This window comes from Massilia sp. BSC265, assembly GCF_000740675.1.
GTDB lineage: Bacteria > Pseudomonadota > Gammaproteobacteria > Burkholderiales > Burkholderiaceae_D > Telluria.
This window is the reverse complement of sequence record NZ_JPXI01000039.1, coordinates 18,315-35,385: the sequence shown is the minus strand read 5'-3', so window position 1 is coordinate 35,385 and position 17,071 is coordinate 18,315. Positions and strand designations below refer to the sequence as shown.

Annotated in this window: 13 protein-coding genes; 6 read left to right on the top strand and 7 right to left on the bottom strand. The window is 68.9% G+C overall.

Going from position 1 to position 17,071, the window contains the following annotated elements; all coding sequences use genetic code 11:
• Positions 1–52: 52 nt before the first annotated feature.
• Together MA09_RS19055 and MA09_RS23830 are read left to right on the top strand one after the other, a co-directional pair.
• Positions 53–2,545, top strand: coding sequence for a heavy metal translocating P-type ATPase (locus tag MA09_RS19055; protein WP_036252058.1), 2,493 nt, complete (start codon positions 53–55; stop codon positions 2,543–2,545).
• A 182-nt stretch (positions 2,546–2,727) separates the two neighbouring features.
• Positions 2,728–5,385: an ATP-binding protein gene (locus MA09_RS23830; RefSeq protein WP_051933602.1), complete on the top strand. Its 2,658-nt coding sequence runs from the start codon at positions 2,728–2,730 to the stop codon at positions 5,383–5,385.
• A gap of 109 nt (positions 5,386–5,494) precedes the next feature.
• On the opposite strand, the gene MA09_RS19045 is transcribed toward MA09_RS23830, so the two are convergent.
• Genes MA09_RS19045 through MA09_RS19030 form a run of 4 tightly spaced genes read right to left on the bottom strand, consistent with a single transcriptional unit; the run spans position 5,495 to position 9,107 of the window.
• Positions 5,495–6,865 carry a multicopper oxidase family protein gene (locus tag MA09_RS19045; protein WP_036252057.1) on the bottom strand — a complete coding sequence of 457 codons (1,371 nt, stop codon included), beginning with the start codon at positions 6,863–6,865 and terminating at the stop codon, positions 5,495–5,497.
• Entirely contained in the window at positions 6,862–8,235 is a 1,374-nt protein-coding gene (locus MA09_RS19040) for a TolC family protein (RefSeq protein ID WP_036252054.1), read from the bottom strand. Before MA09_RS19040 ends, MA09_RS19045 begins: the two co-directional genes overlap by 4 nt.
• A complete protein-coding gene (locus tag MA09_RS19035) occupies positions 8,235–8,606 on the bottom strand; it encodes a hypothetical protein (protein ID WP_036252052.1) in 372 nt (123 codons plus the stop codon). Before MA09_RS19035 ends, MA09_RS19040 begins: the two co-directional genes overlap by 1 nt.
• A 51-nt stretch (positions 8,607–8,657) precedes the next feature.
• Positions 8,658–9,107, bottom strand: a complete 450-nt coding sequence (locus MA09_RS19030) for a hypothetical protein (RefSeq protein WP_152594717.1) — start codon at positions 9,105–9,107, stop codon at positions 8,658–8,660.
• A 102-nt stretch (positions 9,108–9,209) separates the two neighbouring features.
• On the opposite strand from MA09_RS19030, the gene MA09_RS19025 reads away from it, so the two are divergent.
• Both MA09_RS19025 and MA09_RS19020 read left to right on the top strand, forming a co-directional pair.
• Positions 9,210–9,620, top strand: coding sequence for a hypothetical protein (locus MA09_RS19025; RefSeq protein WP_152594716.1), 411 nt, complete (start codon positions 9,210–9,212; stop codon positions 9,618–9,620).
• Between the two features lie 100 nt (positions 9,621–9,720).
• On the top strand, positions 9,721–12,399 hold the full coding sequence (locus MA09_RS19020) for a bifunctional acetate--CoA ligase family protein/GNAT family N-acetyltransferase (RefSeq protein WP_036252045.1): 2,679 nt from the start codon (positions 9,721–9,723) through the stop codon (positions 12,397–12,399).
• Positions 12,400–12,541: 142 nt separating this feature from the next.
• On the opposite strand, the gene MA09_RS19015 is transcribed toward MA09_RS19020, so the two are convergent.
• The 3 genes from MA09_RS19015 to MA09_RS19010 all read right to left on the bottom strand — a co-directional run bounded on the left by MA09_RS19015 (position 12,542) and on the right by MA09_RS19010 (position 14,754).
• Complete coding sequence (locus tag MA09_RS19015; protein WP_036252043.1) at positions 12,542–13,789, bottom strand: DEAD/DEAH box helicase; 1,248 nt, start codon at positions 13,787–13,789, stop codon at positions 12,542–12,544.
• Positions 13,790–13,891: 102 nt separating this feature from the next.
• Positions 13,892–14,017, bottom strand: a complete 126-nt coding sequence (locus MA09_RS25480) for a hypothetical protein (protein WP_267872588.1) — start codon at positions 14,015–14,017, stop codon at positions 13,892–13,894.
• Positions 14,018–14,076: 59 nt separating this feature from the next.
• The gene (locus MA09_RS19010; protein ID WP_051933601.1) at positions 14,077–14,754 is read right to left on the bottom strand and encodes a hypothetical protein; all 678 of its coding nucleotides are present in this window, start codon (positions 14,752–14,754) and stop codon (positions 14,077–14,079) included.
• 216 nt (positions 14,755–14,970) lie between these two features.
• On the opposite strand from MA09_RS19010, the gene MA09_RS19005 reads away from it, so the two are divergent.
• Together MA09_RS19005 and MA09_RS19000 are read left to right on the top strand one after the other, a co-directional pair.
• Positions 14,971–16,269, top strand: coding sequence for a sensor histidine kinase (locus MA09_RS19005; RefSeq protein WP_036252040.1), 1,299 nt, complete (start codon positions 14,971–14,973; stop codon positions 16,267–16,269).
• Positions 16,262–17,044: a LytTR family DNA-binding domain-containing protein gene (locus MA09_RS19000; RefSeq protein ID WP_036252039.1), complete on the top strand. Its 783-nt coding sequence runs from the start codon at positions 16,262–16,264 to the stop codon at positions 17,042–17,044. The genes MA09_RS19005 and MA09_RS19000 overlap by 8 nt, the downstream gene beginning before the upstream one ends.
• The last annotated feature ends 27 nt before the right edge of the window (positions 17,045–17,071 follow it).

Below are 17,071 nucleotides of genomic sequence, written 5' to 3'. Positions count from 1 at the left end.
TATCCTTCAGGTATGGCCTCAGGTGGGACATTCGATGACTGAAGGAAGCAAGATGGACAAGAGAATCAATTCCGAGGCGAGCAGCGTCCTGCGCATCGAAGGCATGACCTGCGCCTCGTGCGTTGCGCGGGTCGAGAAGGCCTTGCACAAGGTGCCCGGCGTGCGCGGGGCGGCGGTCAACCTGGCCACCGAGAAGGCGACCGTGCAGGGCGAGGTGGCCGTAGCCGCGCTGGTGGCGGCGGTGCGCGAAGCCGGCTACGAAGCATCGGAGGCGGAGGCGTCCGGCATGGCGCGCCAGGCGAGCGGCAGGAAGACCGGGGCGGGCGGCCTGCCGGCATGGTGGCCGGTGGCCGCCAGCGCGCTGCTCAGCATGCCGCTGGTGGCGCCGATGCTGGCCCAGCCCTTCGGCCTGGACTGGATGCTGCCGGGCTGGCTGCAGCTGCTGCTTGCGACCCCGGTCCAGTTCTGGCTGGGCGCGCGCTTTTACCGGGCAGGCTGGAAGGCCTTGCGTGCCGGCAGCGGCAACATGGACCTGCTGGTTGCCATCGGCACCAGCGCCGCCTACGGGCTGTCGCTGTACCTGTTGCTGGCGGACGGCCACCATGGCGCACCGCACCTGTACTTCGAGTCGTCGGCCGTCGTGATCACACTGGTCCTGCTCGGCAAGTGGCTGGAGGGCCGCGCCAAGCGCCAGGCGGTGGCGGCCATCGGGGCGCTGGAAGCCCTGCGCAGCGACGACGCCCTGGTGCGGCGCGACGGCCGCGACCTGCGCATCCCGCTGGCCGAGCTGCGCGTGGGCGAGCTGATGGTGGTGCGCCCGGGCGAGCGGGTGCCGGCCGACGGCAGCGTGGAAGAGGGCCGTAGCCATCTCGATGAATCCCTGCTTACCGGCGAGAGCCTGCCGGTCGCGAAGGGGCCGGGCGATCGCGTTGCGGGCGGCGCCATCAATGCCGACGGCCTGCTGCTGGTGCGCGCCAGCGCCGTGGGCGCCCAGACCATGCTGTCGCAGATCATCCGCATGGTCGAGGACGCGCAGGCGGTCAAGGCGCCGATCCAGCGCCTGGTGGACCGGGTCAGTGCGGTATTCGTGCCGGCGGTGCTGCTGGTCTCGCTCCTTACGCTGCTCGGTTGGGCCCTGGCGACCGGTGACTGGCAGGCCGCACTGCTCAACGCGGTGGCGGTGCAGGTGATCGCCTGCCCGTGTGCGCTGGGCCTGGCCACCCCGGCCTCGATCATGGTCGGCACCGGCGCCAGCGCCCGCCACGGCATCCTGATCAAGGATGCGGAAGCGCTGGAAACCGCCCATGCGCTGGACGTGGTCGTCTTCGACAAGACCGGCACCCTGACCGAAGGCCGGCCACGGTTGGTGGCAGTCGAAGGCGCGGAAGGGGAGCGGGTGCTGCAACTGGCCGCCGCCGTGCAGCAAGCCAGCAGCCACCCGCTGGCGCACGCGGTACTGGAAGCGGCGCAGGAACGCAAGATTGCCCTGCAGCCGGCGGCTGCTGCCCGTGCGCTGCCGGGACGCGGGGTGCAGGCCGATATCGGCGGCGCCACGGTCTTCCTCGGCAACGCGCGCCTGATGCGGGAGCTGGGCGCGCAGACCGCCGGCCTGGAGGGCCGCGCCGCGCTGCACGAGGCGCAGGGGCGCACCGTGTCCTGGCTGGCGCTGGGCCGCCCGGCAGGCGCCGAGGTGCTCGGCCTGCTGGCCTTCGGCGACAGCCTCAAGCCCGGCGCGTCCACGGCAGTGGAACGCCTGCGCGCCATGGGCATCGAATCGGTGCTCCTGAGCGGCGACAGCGAGGGCGCAGTGGGCGCCGTGGCACGGCAGGCCGGGATCGCGCGCTTCCATGCGGGCGTGCTGCCGGGCGACAAGGCCAGCTTGGTGGCGGAGTTGATGGCGGCTGGGCGCAAGGTGGCGATGGTCGGCGACGGCATCAACGATGCCCCGGCGCTGGCGGCGGCCGACGTCGGCATCGCGATGGCAAGCGGCACCGACGTCGCCATGCAAACGGCGGGCATCACGCTGATGCGCGGCGACCCGGGCCTGGTGGCCGATGCGGTGGCGATCTCGCAGCGCACCTATGCCAAGATACGCCAGAACCTCGGCTGGGCCTTCGTCTACAACGTGGTGGGCATCCCGCTGGCGGCCTTCGGCCTGCTCAACCCGGTGCTGGCCGGCGCGGCGATGGCGCTCAGTTCGGTCAGCGTGGTGGCCAATGCGCTGCTGCTGCGCGGATGGCGGCCGTCGCGAGGTGCCGTGCCGCCGGCCATCACGCCGCAACCCATCGAGGAAGAATTCATTACCCAACGGGCCCCAGCGCCCATTCAACCAGGAGCACGAGATATGTATCAACTGACCGTAGAAGACATGAGCTGTGGCCATTGCGTCGGCCGCGTGACCAAGGCCGTGCAGGGCATCGACGAGGCGGCGACAGTCAGCATCGACTTGCCGACCAAGCGGGTGAGCATCGACAGCAAGGCCGACCTGGACCGGATCGTCGCCGCGATCGACGCCGCCGGCTATCCGGTCAGCGCACGCGGCTAAGACAGCAGACTAATCCGTGCTCAACTTTGACAAAATGAGCTATATTTTTATGTAACTTGAATAAAGGAAGAAGCACGGGCGCAACACGACGATTGGTCAGCATTCCACTGGGATGACACATGCGATACGGTGTTTTAGCAGAACCGGCAGATCTGGCGAAACACCCTCCATCCGATGCGCAGTTGCGCAACGTCCTCTTGGTGCTCGCCGTGCTGGCCGTCTTGTTCTCGTTGCTGGCGCCGTTTGCGCGCACGCCGCTGCCGGTGGCGCCCGAATTCATCCCGATGGTCCAGTCGGTGCTCGTCGGCAGCAACCTGCTCACCGGCATCCTGCTGCTGGGCCACGTGCATACCAGCCGGTCCTGGTCGCTCGGTATCCTCACGCTGGGCTACCTGTTCACGGCGCTGATCGCGCTGGCCCACATGCTGACCTTTCCCGGCCTGTTTTCCGCCCATGGCGTGCTGGGCGGGAACAGCCAGACCAGCCCCTGGCTGTTCCTGATCTGGCACGCGCTGTTCCCCCTGTTCGTGATCGGCTCCGCATGCAGCTACCGGCGCCCGCTTCCTGACCATTTCCTGCGTGTCGGTGCGCTGCTGACGACTCTGTTCGTCGCCGTGCTGGTGCTGATCTGCACCACCGGCGCGCCCCACCTGCCGGTGCTGATGGACGGCCACCGCTTCCGTCCCGCCTACCGCTGGATCAGCGCCACGGTGCTGGCCCTGGCCCTGCTGGCATTGTGGAAAACCGCGCAGAAGCGCCCCCGTGCCGTGCTCGACGTGTGGCTGACGATCGCGATGTCGGCCTGGGCTTTCGAGGTGCTGCTGTCCTGCCTGCTCAACGCCGGCCGCTTCGATCTCGGCTTCTATGCCGGACGCCTGTACGGCCTTGCGGCTTCGCTGTTCGTGCTCGGCGCCCTCGCCATCGACAACATTGCCTTGCATGCGCGCCTGCGCGATACCTTCGAGGAGATGATCGAGACCCGCTCCCGGGCGCAGTGGCAAAGCCTGCTCGGCTCGGTGCTGCGCCAGCTGCCCGACGGCGTGCTCATCGTCGACCGCGATGGCCGCTGCGTGATGGCCAATGACCTGGCCGAGCAGATGGCGGGCGGTTTCGAACATGGCGGCCAGGGCGCCATGCCCGGTCCGGCCGCGATGCTTTCCTTGATTGGCGAACCGGTGCGGCGCGCAATCCGGGGCGAAGCCTTCCGCGATGCCGTGCTGGAGAGCCTGACGCGCGACGGGCGGCGCGTGTACGCGGTCAGCGGCGCGCCGCTGCGCGATGCCGCGGCCGAGGTGGCGGCGGCAGTGATCGTCCTGGACGACATCACCGAACGGACCGAGGCGAGCGCCGCGCTGGCGCGGGCGCTCGACCAGACGCGCTACCTCATTGAACATACCCCGCTGGCCGTGATCGAGTGGGACCGCGATTTGGTGATCCGCCTGTGGAACCGGCGCGCCGAGGAACTGTTCGGCTGGAGCGCCCAGGAAGCGGTGGGCCGGCGCATCGACGCGCTCCCGATGAGCCACGAAGAAGACGCCGGCAAGGTGGCCGGCGCCATCGGGCGCCTGCTCGACTCGGCCACGCGCTACGTCAAGTCGAGCAACCGCAACCGCACGCGCGATGGCCGCACGCTGTTCTGCGAGTGGTACAACTCGGTGCTGCACGACGAGGAAGGGCGGATCGACCGGGTGTTCTCGCTGGTGCTCGACGTCAGCGAGCGCGAGGAAGCGATGGAGGCCTTGCGCGAAGCCGACCGTCGCAAGGACGTGTACATCGCCACCCTCGCGCACGAGCTGCGCAACCCGCTGGCGCCGATCGCCAATGCCGCTTCGCTCCTGCGCGGCAAGGCGCTGCCCCAGGAACGGATCGAATGGATCGCCGCGATGGTCGGGCGCCAGACCGCCCAGATGGCGCGCCTGCTCGACGACCTGCTCGACGTGACCCGCATCAGCCGCGGCAAGATCGAACTGCACCGCGCACCGGTGGAACTGGGCCGCCTGCTGCGCGATACCCTGCAGACCAGCATGCCGCTGATCGAAGCCGGACGCCACCAGGTGGCGCTCGACTTGTGTGACGAGCCGGTCTGGGTCCAAGCCGATGCGCTGCGCCTGACCCAGGTACTGGCCAACCTGATCAACAACGCGGCCAAGTACACGCCGCCGGGCGGCCGGATCCGGATCCAGGTGAAGGAAACGGACGGGGAGGCGACGGTCGTGGTGAGCGACAACGGCATCGGCATCGCGCCGGACATGCTGGCGCGGGTGTTCGACGCGTTCGTCCAGGTGTCGAGCGCCAGCCACCTGGCGCAGGGTGGCCTCGGGATCGGGCTGTCGCTGGCCAAGGGGCTGGTGGAACTGCACGGCGGGCGGCTCACGGCCCATAGCGGCGGACCGGGACAGGGCTCGGCCTTTACCGTCAGCCTGCCGGCCATCCGGCCGGCGGCCACGCTTGACGTGGCCGAGCAGCCGGACGGCGCGGGGCCGCGCCTGCGCAAGCATGTGCTGGTGGCCGACGACAATGTCGATGCCGCCGAGTCGCTGGCCTGGCTGCTGCGCTCGGAAGGGGCGACGGTCGACGTGGCACACGATGGCGCGGCGGCCCTGCGGCTGTTCAACGCGCACCCGGCGGACATTGCCGTGCTCGACCAGGGCATGCCCGAGGTGGACGGGCTGGAGGTGGCGGCGATCCTGGCGCGGCGCGTGCCGCGGCCCTTCCTCGTCGCGGTGACGGGGCGGGGGCGGCAGGAGGACCGGGCGGCGTCGCTGGCAGCGGGGTTCGACGAGCACCTCACCAAGCCGGTGGCGCCGCGGCAGCTGATCGACCTCTTGGCGAAGGTGTAGGGTGGGCGGGTCTCCCGCCCACGCGGTGATCGCTGCGGGCTGCGATATCGCCGCGGATGATCTTGCTGCTAACTATCACCGCGTGGGCAGGAAACCTGCCCACCCTACGTTAATGCTTGTGGCTGCCCGGCTTGCGCGCCTTCAGCGCCGGCTGGTCGGACGCTTCCGGCGCACCGGGCGCCTGCGGAGCCGCCGGCACCTCCCCGGTCCATTCGCGCGCGACGGTTCCTGCCGGATGCTTGTACCAGCCCGGATCGCGGTAATCCCCCCGCGCCAGTCCCTCGCGCACCTTCAGCACCGTGAACATCCCGCCCATCTCGACGTTCCCGAACGGTCCCTTCCCATCCATCATGGGCAGGGTGTTCTGCGGCAGGCGCATCTTCATGTCGCCCATCGAGCCGCCGCGATCGCCCATCACCATGTAGCCGGGCACCAGGCTGTTGATCTTGCGCGCCACGCCGCGGTGGTCGACGGCCGCCAGGTTGGGCACGTCGTGGCCCATCGCGTTCATCGTGTGGTGCGATTTATGGCAGTGGAAGGCCCAGTCGCCCGGGTTGTCGGCCACGAACTCGATGGCGCGCATCTGGCCCACCGCGATGTCGGTCGTCACCTCCGGCCAGCGTCTTGATGCCGGCACCCAGCCGCCGTCGGTGCCCGCGACCTCGAACGTGTGGCCGTGCAGGTGGATCGGGTGGTTGGTCATGGTCAGGTTGCCGACCCGGATGCGGATCCGGTCGCCCAGGCGCGCCACCATCGGGTCGATGCCCGGGAACACGCGGCTGTTGAAGGTCCACAGGTTGAAGTCGAGCATGGTGTTGGTGCGCGGCGTGTAGCTGCCCGGCTCGATGTCGTAGGACGACAGCAGGAACACGTAGTCGCGGTCCACCGCATGCTGCTTCGGGTTCTTCGGGTGGGTGACCCAGAAGCCCATCATGCCCATTGCCATCTGCATCATCTCGTCGGCATGCGGGTGGTACATGAAGGTGCCGGCGTGGCGCGCCACGAATTCGTAGACGAAGGTCTTGCCGGGCGGGATGGCGGGTTGGGTCAGGCCGGAAACGCCGTCCATCCCGCAGGGCAGGATCTGGCCGTGCCAGTGCACGCTGGTGATCTCGGGCAGCTTGTTGGTGACGAAAATGCGTACGCGGTCGCCCTCGACCACTTCGATGGTCGGCCCCGGGCTCTGGCCGTTGTAGCCCCACAGGTTGGCCTGCATGCCGGGCGCGAGCTCGCGCACCACCGGTTCGGCGACCAGGTGGAATTCCTTGACGCCGTCCTTCATGCGCCAGGGCAGGGTCCAGCCGTTCAGGGTGACCACCGGGTTGTAGGGGCGGCCGTTCGGCGGCGCCAGGGGCGCGGCGGTGGCGCTCGCGGTGTGGACCGGGGCTTCCGGCAGCGAGGCGGCCCCGGCCTTGCTGACCAGTGAAGCGCCGAGCATGGTGGCGCCGGCGCCGGTGAGGAAGTTTCTGCGGTTCGTCATTTCTGGTGTTCCCTTACTTGTTCGTTCTGCCGGCCCCCCAGCGCGCCTTCGAGCGTGGCGTCGGCGAGCCAGAATTCCTTGAGGGCCTCGATATAGCCGCTCACGGCCTGCGCCTGTTCGCGGGCATCCGCCAGCAGCTCGAAGGGGCTGGCCAGCATGCCGTTGTAGCGCAGCAGGGTCTCGTCGGCGATCTTCTTGCGCAGCGGGATGATCTCGTCGCGGTAGTGGCGGGCGAGATCGTAGCCGGCGCGGTAGCCGAGGTAGCTCTCGCGGGCCTCGCTGCGGGCGGTAATGGCGGTGTCGGCGACGCGGTGCACGGCCTGCATGTAGAGTGCCTCGGCCCGGGCGACGCGCGCGCCGCCCCAGTCGAACAGCGGCAGTTCGAGACCGACCTCGTAGCCGTTGGCGCGCTCCGCTCCCGTTTCGTTCTTGTTGTGGTAGCCGAGCTCGAGCACGTTGACGAAGCGGGTCGTGCGGGTCAGGCCGAGGTCGGCGGCCAGCTGCTGCGCCGCCGTGCGCGCGGCCTGCACGTCGAGGCGGCGCGCCAGGGCGGTCTGTTCGATGCGTGCCAGTTCGTGCGGTGCGGGCGGCAGGTCCGGCAGGCGCTCCGGCAGCGTGTAGCCTGTCTGCTCGCCCCACAGGCCGAGCTGGCGGGTCAGGCGCTCGCGCGCGGCATCGAGCAGGCGGGTGGCGCGCATCACGCCGGCTGCGGCCTCGGCATAGAAGACCTGCTCGCGCGCCAGGTCGAGCTGGCTGGCGTTGCCGGCCTTGACCATCCGTTCCATCAGTTCCGAGGCGGCGTCGGCGGCGCTATTCACCTGGCGCGCATAGGCCAGGCTTTGCTGGGCGGCGACCGCCTCGACCCAGGCCTTGCGGGTTTCCAGGACGTGGCGCTCGATCGCGGCGGCGACCGTCAGGCGGGCGGCATCGGCACGCCGGGCTTCCATGCGTTGGCGTAGCGGCATGGTTAGCAGGCCGGCCAGGTCGAAGCCGATCGAGCGCTCGATCTCGGCCTCGCCATGGCCGGACAGGCGGGAAAAGCCGAACGAGGGATTGCGCAGGCGCGTGGCCTGGGCCAGGTCGGCCTGGGCCAGGCCGACTTCCCAGTAGGTGGCCTGCAGGCCCGGATGGTTCAGCAGGGCGATGCGCACCGCGGCGTCCATCGAGACCGGCTCCTTCAGCAGGGCGCCGACCTCCTGCGCCACCGCGGCGGCCGCAGCCTCATCTCCCGGACCGGTGAGGCGCGGGGCGGCGCCGGTGCGTTCCTGCACCAGGGAGGCGACGGCAGCCGCGCTTTCCTGCGGACTGGTCGTGGCGCAGCCGCCCAGGACGATCAGCGCGGCGCAGGGCAGTAACAGGGCGGCGCGCATCAGTGATGTCCCTTCCCGTCGTGGCCGCCATGACTGCCATGGCTGCCATGACTGCCATGACTGCCGTGGGCGGCATGGTCGTGCGCAGGCGTGGGTTCCTGTCGTGCGGCCTTTGCGGAGGCGGCTGGAGCGGGAGCGGCAGCACGCTCGGGCATGGTCAGCATCATCGGGTTGTAGCCCAGGACGCTGCGGTTGGCCTCGACCCAGTGGCGGTCGGGCGTGGTGGCCTGCTTTCCGGCCGGGCGGTAGGCATGCGCAGCGTGGTAGCGGGTCTCGGGTACGGCGGCGCCGGCGTCGTCGGGACGCGGCGGTGTAGCGCCGGCAATGGCGGGCGCGAGTGCCAGCAGCGCCGGCAATAGCAGATACAACATGTGAACCTCGTTCGGTTGAATGCAGGACGGCCGCGCAGGCGACCGGGCGAATCACGCGAGGATGGTGCGGGGAGGGCGTTCGGGCAGGTCGGCGTCGGCCAGGGCGACCCGTTCCGGCGCGGCGGACGGGCAGCAGCAGCACGGGCAGCAGGACGGCGCCTGGCGGTTGGATGCCGGCGCCATGGCGGCGCCGACCGAGCAGGCGGAACAATTACCGCAGGATTGCTGGTGCGAGGAGGCAGCCTCGTCCTGCGCGCCATCGGTTGCAGCAGCCTGGGTGGCGGCATGGGTCGCAGGATGCTGGCCGGCCTGCGCGGCGTCACCGTGGCAGGGCGGCTTGGCCGCAGCTTTAGCAACATGCGTGGCCAAATGCCTGGCCGTCTCGTTCGCGGGTGCCGTGCCGACGCCGTGCGCGCAGGTCATCGCCGCCGCGGCGAACCCCTGGAAGGGGACGGCCAGCAGCACGAACCAGACGAGCAGGGTGCGGACGAGTGTTTTCACGGGGGCCATTCTAGCATGGGTTTTCAGGGCGGCGACCAGCTGCTTGTTGCACATCAAGAAACATACTGTTAGTATGCCGAAGGCATTGACTTGGAGGCCGCGATGCACATGCTGTTCCGCCTGTTCGGCCCGCGCCGCAGGAAAAACCAGGAGGAGATCGCCGGCCGTGCGGCCGAGGTGATCATCCACGTTCTCTTCGACGTCGGCCTTGACCGCTTCCTGGCCGGCACCATCCTGCTCGACCGTGAATTCCGCCTCCGTTTCTACGCGGTGGCGCCGCAGCCTTCGCCGGCGATCCTGGCCAGCATCGCCGTGGCCGAGCTGGACGAAGCGCGCGTGTTCCGTACGCAGGTGCTCGAAGCGGGGATCGACGGCCCCACGCTCGCGACCCATGCCGACATCATGGCCGACGGCATCATGCAGGCCCTGCGCAGCCAGTCGCCGGCCCTGTGCGCCCTGCCGGCCACGCGCCGCGAGCGGCGCAGCGTGCTTCGCAGTATCCGACCAAGCTGAAACCTGCCCGGCAGGGCGTGCGCGCTGCCTTCGGAAGGGGCGCTATGCTTTCCACGCCGGGCGCCAGGTCGCCCGTCCCACCCCAGGAAAGGCTACTTACATGAGCGTTCGCAACCTCGAGCACCTGTTCGCACCGAAGTCCGTGGCGCTGATCGGCGCTTCCGAACGGCCGGGCAGCCTGGGCGCGACGCTGCTGCACAACCTGCTGGCCGGCGGATTCAAGGGTGAGGTGTGGCCGGTGAATCCCAAGTACGGCGAGCTGGCCGGACGGCACTGCCATGCGAGCGTGTCCGAACTGCCGCAAGCGCCGGCACTCGCCGTGATCTGCACGCCGCCTGCCACCATCCCCGCGATCGTGCGCCAGCTGGGCGAGCGCGGCACCCGGGCCGCCGTGGTCCTGAGCAGCGGCACCACTGATGGACAGGGATCGCGGGGACGCAGCCTGCGCCAGGCGATGCTCGATGCCGCCCATCCCTACCTGCTGCGCCTGCTGGGCCCGAACAGTGCCGGCATGCTGGCGCCCGGACTGGGCCTGAACGCCAGCGTCGCCACCAGCGGTGCGCTGCCGGGGCGGATCGCTTTCGTGTCGCAATCTGGCGCGCTGATGGTCGGGGTGCTGGACTGGGCGCGCACCCGCGGCATCGGCTTCTCCCACTTCATCGCCCTGGGCGACGCGGCCGACGTCGACCTCGGCGACGTGCTCGACTACCTCGCCAGCGACGGCGGGACCGGCGCCATCCTGCTCTACCTGCAGGACCTGCGCTATGCGCGCAAGTTCATGTCGGCCGCGCGCGCGGCGGCGCGCAGCAAGCCGGTTCTGGTCCTGAAGGCCGGGCGCGAGGACGATCCCGCGCCCGCCGCGGCCAGCGAAAGCGGCGCGCTGGCGCGCCGCGACGACGTGTTCGATGCCGCGATCCGGCGCGCCGGCATGCTGCGCGTGTACACCACCGACCAGCTGTTCTCGGCAGCGGAAACCCTGGCCTACGCGCGCCCGCTGCACGGCGAGCGCCTGGCCATCGTCAGCAATGGCGCCGGACCCGGCGTGCTGGCGCGCGATGCGCTGGCCTATGGCGGCGGGGTCGAAGCTTCCTTCTCCAGTGAAACCAGTGCGCGCCTGGACGGCTTGCTGGCGCCCGGCTGGCGGCGTGGGAACGTGGTCAACCTGCAGGGCAGGGCGGTGCCGGACCTGTACCGCGAAACCCTCGATATCCTGCTGCATGACCCGCAGGTCGACGCGGTGCTGGTGATCCAGTCTCCCACCGCCACGGTGGCCAGTCGCGACGTGGCGAATGCCATCGCGCCGCTGGTGCGCACGGCTTCCAAGACGCTGTTGTCGTGCTGGCTGGGCGGGTCCGCGGTGCTTGATGCGCGGGCGATTGCCTCCGGCGCGCGCATGCCGGCCTTCCGCACCCCGGAAGACGCGGTGGCCGGTTTCCTGCAACTGGTGCACTACCGGCGCAACCAGAACCTCCTGATGGAGGTGCCGCCTTCGATGGTGGGCTCGGTGGCGCCCGACCGCGCCGCGGCGCGCGCGCTGGTGCGCGAGGCGGTCGCCAACGGGCGCTACCTGCTGTCCGACCCCGAGACCAAGGCCATCCTGCGCACCTACGGCATGGCGGTGGTCGAGACGCGCCAGGCGGCCAGCGTCGAGGAGGCGGTGGCTGCGGCGCAGCGGATCGGCTATCCGGTGGCGGTCAAGATTCTGACGCCCGACGTGATGCACAAGTCGGACTTCGGCGGCGTGACGCTCGACCTCGACAGCGACGAGGGCGTGCGTGCAGCCGCGGCGCGCATGCGCAGGCGCCTCGCCGAGCTGTTCCCGCAGGCGAAGTTCGAAGGCTATTCGGTGCAGGCCATGGCGAGGGTCAGCAATGCGCACGAGCTGATCGCGGGCGCCGCGACCGACCCCGTGTTCGGGCCCGTGATCGTGTTCGGGCAGGGCGGGGTGACGGTAGAAGTAGCCGACGACCACTCGGTGGGCCTGCCGCCGCTGAACCTGGTGCTGGCGCGCGACCTGGTGGACCGCACCCGCGTGGCCAGGCTGCTGGCCGGCTACCGCAACCGGCCGGCAGTGAACATGGACGCGGTGCTGGCCGCGCTCGTGCAGGTCTCGCGCATGGTCTCCGACATTCCCGAGATCGTCGAACTCGACCTGAACCCGCTGCTGGCCGACAGCAAGGGCGCGACCGTGCTGGACGCGCGCATGCGCCTGGCGCTGGCCGACCGCTCGGGCAGCACCCTGGACCGGCTGGCGATCCGGCCCTATCCGCGCGAGCTGGAAGAGACCATCGACTGGCAGGGCGCGCCGCTGCTGCTGCGCCCGATCCGGCCCGAGGACGGACCCGCCCACCTGGCCTTTTTCGATGCGCTCACGCCGGACGACGTGCGCTACCGGATGTTCGTGCGCATCCGCGAGCTGCAGCCTTCGCAGCTGGCGCGCTTCACCCAGATCGACTACGACCGCGAGATGGCTTTCATTGCCACACGCCCGAACGCGCAAGGCGTGGCCGAGACGCTGGCGGTAGGGAGGGTGGTGGCCGACCCGGACAACATCACGGCGGAATTCGCGGTGACGGTGCGCTCCGACCTCAAGGGCATGGGGCTGGGAAAGATCATGATGCAGAAGCTGATCGACTATTGCCGTTCGCGCGGCACGCGCGAGATCGTGGGCGAGGCGCTGCCGCAGAATTCGCGCATTACCGGGCTGGCCAAGCGCATGGGGTTCACCGTGAGGTCGACCGGCCTGGAAGGCATGCGCGAGATGAAGTTGGTCTTGTAGGGTGGCCGGGTCTCCCGCCCACGCGGTGATAGATCGACGAAACGATGTCGTGGCCGTGCGGAGGCCGTTGACTGGGTGGGCAGGAAACCTGCCCGCCCTGCGGAAGAATATTTCAACTTAGGCACTCAAGTGAAAGATTATTTCACCTCCGGAAGCGCACATCCTCCTGCACCACCCTGGCCTCGCCCTTCGGCTTCTTGGGCTTCTTCGGTTTCTTGACGATCTGCCCGCCCGCCGTGGTCTCGGGCACGCGGTGATCCGGCTCGAAGCCGCTTTCCTCCACGCGTTTGATGGTCTGGCGGGTCAGCGCCTCGATCGCGGCCAGGTACTCCACCTCGTCCGCCGCCACCAGCGACACCGCCTCGCCCGAGGCCCCGGCGCGCCCGGTGCGCCCGGTACGGTGCACGTAATCCTCGGCCACGATCGGCAGGTCGACGTTCACCACCACCGGCAGGTCGTCGATGTCGAGGCCGCGCGCCGCGACATCGGTCGCCACCAGCACTTTTACCTCGCCGGCCTTGAAGCGTTCCAGCGCGCGCAGGCGCGCCGGCTGCGGCTTGTCGCCGTGGATCGCGTCGGCCGGGATGCGCTTGGCGTCCAGCAGGCCGACCAGGTCGTCGACGCCCTTGCGGGTCTTGGCGAAGGCCAGCACCTGGCTCCAGCCGTGCTTCTTCAGCAGGTGCAGGAACAGCTCGGGCTTGCATTTCTTGTCGACCGGGACCAGCCACTGCTGGATCGCGGATACCGTCGTATTGCGCGGCGTTGCCTCGATGCGCACCGGTTCGCGCAGCAGGCGGTTGGCCATGGCGCGGATCTGGTCGGAGAAGGTGGCCGAGAACAGCAGGGTCTGGCGCTTCTTGGGCAGGGCCGCGAACACCTGGTCGAGTTCCTTCGAGAAGCCGAGGTCCAGCATGCGGTCGGCCTCGTCCAGCACCAGGGTGATGACCTCGTTGAACTTCACCGCGTTCTGGCGGTGCAGGTCGAGCAGGCGGCCCGGCGTGGCGACCAGCACATCGACGCCCTTGCGCAGGTTCATCATCTGCGGATTGATGCTGACGCCCCCGTAGGCCACCATGGTGCGCAGGTTCAGCCCGGCGCCATAGGTACGGAAGCTCTCGTGCACCTGCTCGGCCAACTCGCGCGTCGGCACGAGGACCAGGGCGCGCACGGCATTGCCGCCGACCGGCTTGTCGCGCTTGAACAGGCGCTGCAGGATCGGCAGCGCGAAGCCGGCGGTCTTGCCGGTGCCGGTCTGGGCGGCAGCCATGACGTCCTTGCCGGACAGGACGGCAGGAATCGCCTGCTGCTGGACGGCGGTCGGGGTGGTGTAGTCGAGCGAAGCGAGGGTCTGGACGATCGGTTCGATCAGTCCAAGCGAAGCGAAGGGCATGGAAACCTTACGACGAGTAAATGTACAGGCCGTAGTTTACCCTGCCCATGGTCGTAAGCGAAGGGCAAGCGAAGGGAAAGCCGTCCAAGGGGAAGCAGTCCCTCAAGCGGCGACGACGATCGCGGACAGGTCGACGATCGGCTTGGCCGGCTCGCGCTGGTCCTTGCAACCGGTCAGCAGCAGGCAGGCAATCGCAAGCGCGGCAGGGATGAGGCGACGCGGCGGCATGATGGCTCCTTGATAAGAGTCTCCATCATACGCTAGTCCGCGCCAACGATGCATACAAATCAGAAGCTGTACGAGATGCTGGCGCGCAGCACCGGATAGACCTTGTAGTCCGAGAGTTCTTCCTGCAGGCGCAGTTTTTCGACGGCGAGGTCGTTCGCGAGCTTGTCGCACAGGGCCTTCGAGGTGCTGCAGCCGAAGGCGATCAGCTTGGCATTTGCCTTGCCCTGGTAGAAGGCGCCGACGTCGGCGCTGAAGTTCCAGCGCTTGTTCGGGCTGAGGGCATTGCCCCAGCCGATGCCGACATAGGGCGCGGCGCGGCGGAAAGTCACTTCGGCTTCCAGCCTGCCGAGGTCGGCGGTCGAGTAGGTGTTGCCATTGAAGTTGAAACTGCGGTTCGCACCCGGCACGCCGACGGCATCGAAGCGGCTGCCGTTGTACACGAGGCCGCCGGTCAGGCGGAAACTGCTGTTCGGGATGACGTACCAGTCGAACAGCACGTCGAAGGTCGACAGCTTGCCCTCGAACTTGTAGTCGACCAGGCCCGAGCGCTTGTCGAAATCGTGCTTGAAGTAGTTGGCGCCGAAGCGGCCGTTCAGATTGCTCTCCATCGGGACGACCAGGTGGAGACCGGCGCCGGTAGTGCCGAGGTCGGCGGTAACGGCGGCGCCGATTTGCGCGTGGGCCGATGCGGTGACGGCGAAGGCCGCGAGCGCGAGGAGGGAATGCTTGAGTGCCATGCCGGGAAAGCCTTGAAATGTTAAATCAGGGCAGCATTGTAGCCGCAGAGTCTGGCTGCCGCGCGGAAAGCGGACCCGGTGAGGCCTATGCGCAACGGATTTTTTATGCCGGCCAGGCCCGCTTTCGTCGCCGCTATCCCGCCTCCGTCGCATAATGTCCCCCGGCAATAGAGACCGGCACTAATCTGGCGCTGCCCTGACTACTGAAAGAAGATCATGATCTCAAGCACTTTCCACATTGGACGATTGCTGGCCGCCTGGCTCGGCTGCTACCTTGTCGTCGCCATCATCGTTGCCGAGGCGACCGAGGATTATGTCGAACGCGACATCGGCGGCTACTTCGCATTGCTGGCCCTGTTCCTCGGCCTGTGGGTGTTGTCCGGCGTGTTCTCGCACATGCGCCGCGTGCGCCTGATCGCCGGCACCCTCAACAGCGGCACCCTGTCCAACCGCCAGCGCCGCCAGATCGAGATTCCCTTCGAAGCGGGCGAGGCATTCGACCTGATCGACGCCGCGATCCGCGAACTGCCCGGCGCGATCCTCGTGGAAAGCGCGCGCGACAGCCTCCAGGTGCGCGCCAAGGTCAAGCGCATCAATCCCTATGCCATGCACCACGACGGCCAGCCGCCGGCCGCCAGCTGGGCCTTCATTCCCTTTGGCGAACGCCGCAACCAGATCCTGGCCACGGTGACGCCGAACGGCGAATCGGCCGGCAGCGTGACCCTGATCTGCGAGCCGGAAGACCCGGCCTGGACCGACGCCTTCCTGGTCGACCACGGCACCAACCTGGAGAACGCCGAAGCGATCGTGCGGGCGATTACGCGCCGCGTGGCCGCACGCCGCCGCGGCGAGCAGGCCGAGGTCCGCCAGACCGCGACCGAGAAGGAACTCACGGTGGCCAAGCTGAACCTGCTGCACGCCCAGGTCGAGCCGCACTTCCTGTACAACACCCTGGCCAGTGCCCAGGTGCTGACGCGCACCGACCCTGCCCGGGCCGACGAGATGCTCGGCAACCTGATCCAGTATCTGCGGCACTCGCTGCCGCGCACCGAGGATGCGCCCTCGACCATCGGCGAGGAACTGGAACGGGCCCGCGCCTACCTCGACATCCTCAAGATCCGCATGGGCCCGCGCCTGCAGCTGCAGGTCGACGTGCCGGACGCGTTGCGCGCGGTGCTGTTTCCGACCATGATGCTGCAGACCCTGGTCGAGAACGCGATCAAGCATGGGCTCGAACCGAAGCCGGGCGGCGGCACGGTCTGGATCCTGGCGCGCCAGGTCGACAGCGCGGTGGCAGTGACGGTGGCCGACGACGGCCGCGGCTTCACGGCCGAAGGCGGCGGCACCGGGGTCGGCCTGCGCAACGTGCGCGAGCGCCTGCGCCTGGCCTACGGCAGCGCGGCCGCGTTCTCGATCGTGGCCAACTTCCCGAGCGGGGTGGCGGCCACCATCACCGTTCCCCACACCATCAACAGTGCAGTGCAGCCGACTGGAGCAGGAGCCCAACATGCCTAATTCCCGAATCAAGTGCGTGGTGGCCGAAGACGAGGCCCTGCTGCGCGAATCGCTGGTGCAGCTGCTGGGGCAGGTGTGGCCGGAACTCGAGATTGTCGCCAGCTGCGAGGATGGCGGCAGCGCCCTGGAAGCGATCGCCGAGCACCGCCCGCACGTGGTGTTCCTGGACATCCGCATGCCCGGCCTGAGCGGCATGGAGGTCGCATCCAGCCTGCTGGATGCCGGCATCAAGACCGAGGTGGTGTTCGTCACCGCCTACGACCAGTACGCGATCGACGCCTTCGAGCGCGGAGCAAGCGACTACCTGCTCAAGCCGGTGGCGCGCGAGCGCCTGGCCGGCACGGTGGGCAGGGTGCAGGCGCGCCTGCAGCGCGGCGGCCAGGACGTGCAGCAGTTGCAGGCCCTTTTGCAGCAGCTGCAGGCGGTCGCGCCGCCCCAGCCGAAGGCGCCGCCGCTGGTCTGGCTGACGGCCAGCCGCGGCCAGGAGACGCGCCTGATCCTGGTCGACGACGTGGCCTACTTCCAGTCGGACAGCAAGTACACGGTGGTGATGACGGCGGACGGCGAGGCGCTGTTGAGGAAACCCATCCGCGACCTGCTCGAGGTGCTCGATTCCACCCACTTCAAGCAGGTGCACCGCTCGACCATCGTCAACCTGCGTGCCGTGGCCGGCGTCACCCGCGACGAAAGCGGGCGCGGCATCCTGCGCCTGAAGAACCGGCCCGAGACGCTGGCGGTAAGCCAGCCCTTCATGGCGCTGTTCCGTAACATGTAGGCGTCAGCTCATCTGTAACAAGGTGTG

Bases quoted from the DNA above. Each gene is read 5' to 3' on its own strand.
- MA09_RS19055 (WP_036252058.1), top strand. From the start codon at position 53: ATGGACAAGAGAATCAATTCCGAGGCGAGCAGCGTCCTGCGCATCGAA.
- MA09_RS19045 (WP_036252057.1), bottom strand. From the start codon at position 6,865: ATGACGAACCGCAGAAACTTCCTCACCGGCGCCGGCGCCACCATGCTC.
- MA09_RS19040 (WP_036252054.1), bottom strand. From the start codon at position 8,235: ATGCGCGCCGCCCTGTTACTGCCCTGCGCCGCGCTGATCGTCCTGGGC.
- MA09_RS19035 (WP_036252052.1), bottom strand. From the start codon at position 8,606: ATGTTGTATCTGCTATTGCCGGCGCTGCTGGCACTCGCGCCCGCCATT.
- MA09_RS19025 (WP_152594716.1), top strand. From the start codon at position 9,210: ATGCACATGCTGTTCCGCCTGTTCGGCCCGCGCCGCAGGAAAAACCAG.
- MA09_RS19020 (WP_036252045.1), top strand. From the start codon at position 9,721: ATGAGCGTTCGCAACCTCGAGCACCTGTTCGCACCGAAGTCCGTGGCG.
- MA09_RS19015 (WP_036252043.1), bottom strand. From the start codon at position 13,789: ATGCCCTTCGCTTCGCTTGGACTGATCGAACCGATCGTCCAGACCCTC.
- MA09_RS25480 (WP_267872588.1), bottom strand. From the start codon at position 14,017: ATGCCGCCGCGTCGCCTCATCCCTGCCGCGCTTGCGATTGCCTGCCTG.
- MA09_RS19010 (WP_051933601.1), bottom strand. From the start codon at position 14,754: ATGGCACTCAAGCATTCCCTCCTCGCGCTCGCGGCCTTCGCCGTCACC.
- MA09_RS19005 (WP_036252040.1), top strand. From the start codon at position 14,971: ATGATCTCAAGCACTTTCCACATTGGACGATTGCTGGCCGCCTGGCTC.
- MA09_RS19000 (WP_036252039.1), top strand. From the start codon at position 16,262: ATGCCTAATTCCCGAATCAAGTGCGTGGTGGCCGAAGACGAGGCCCTG.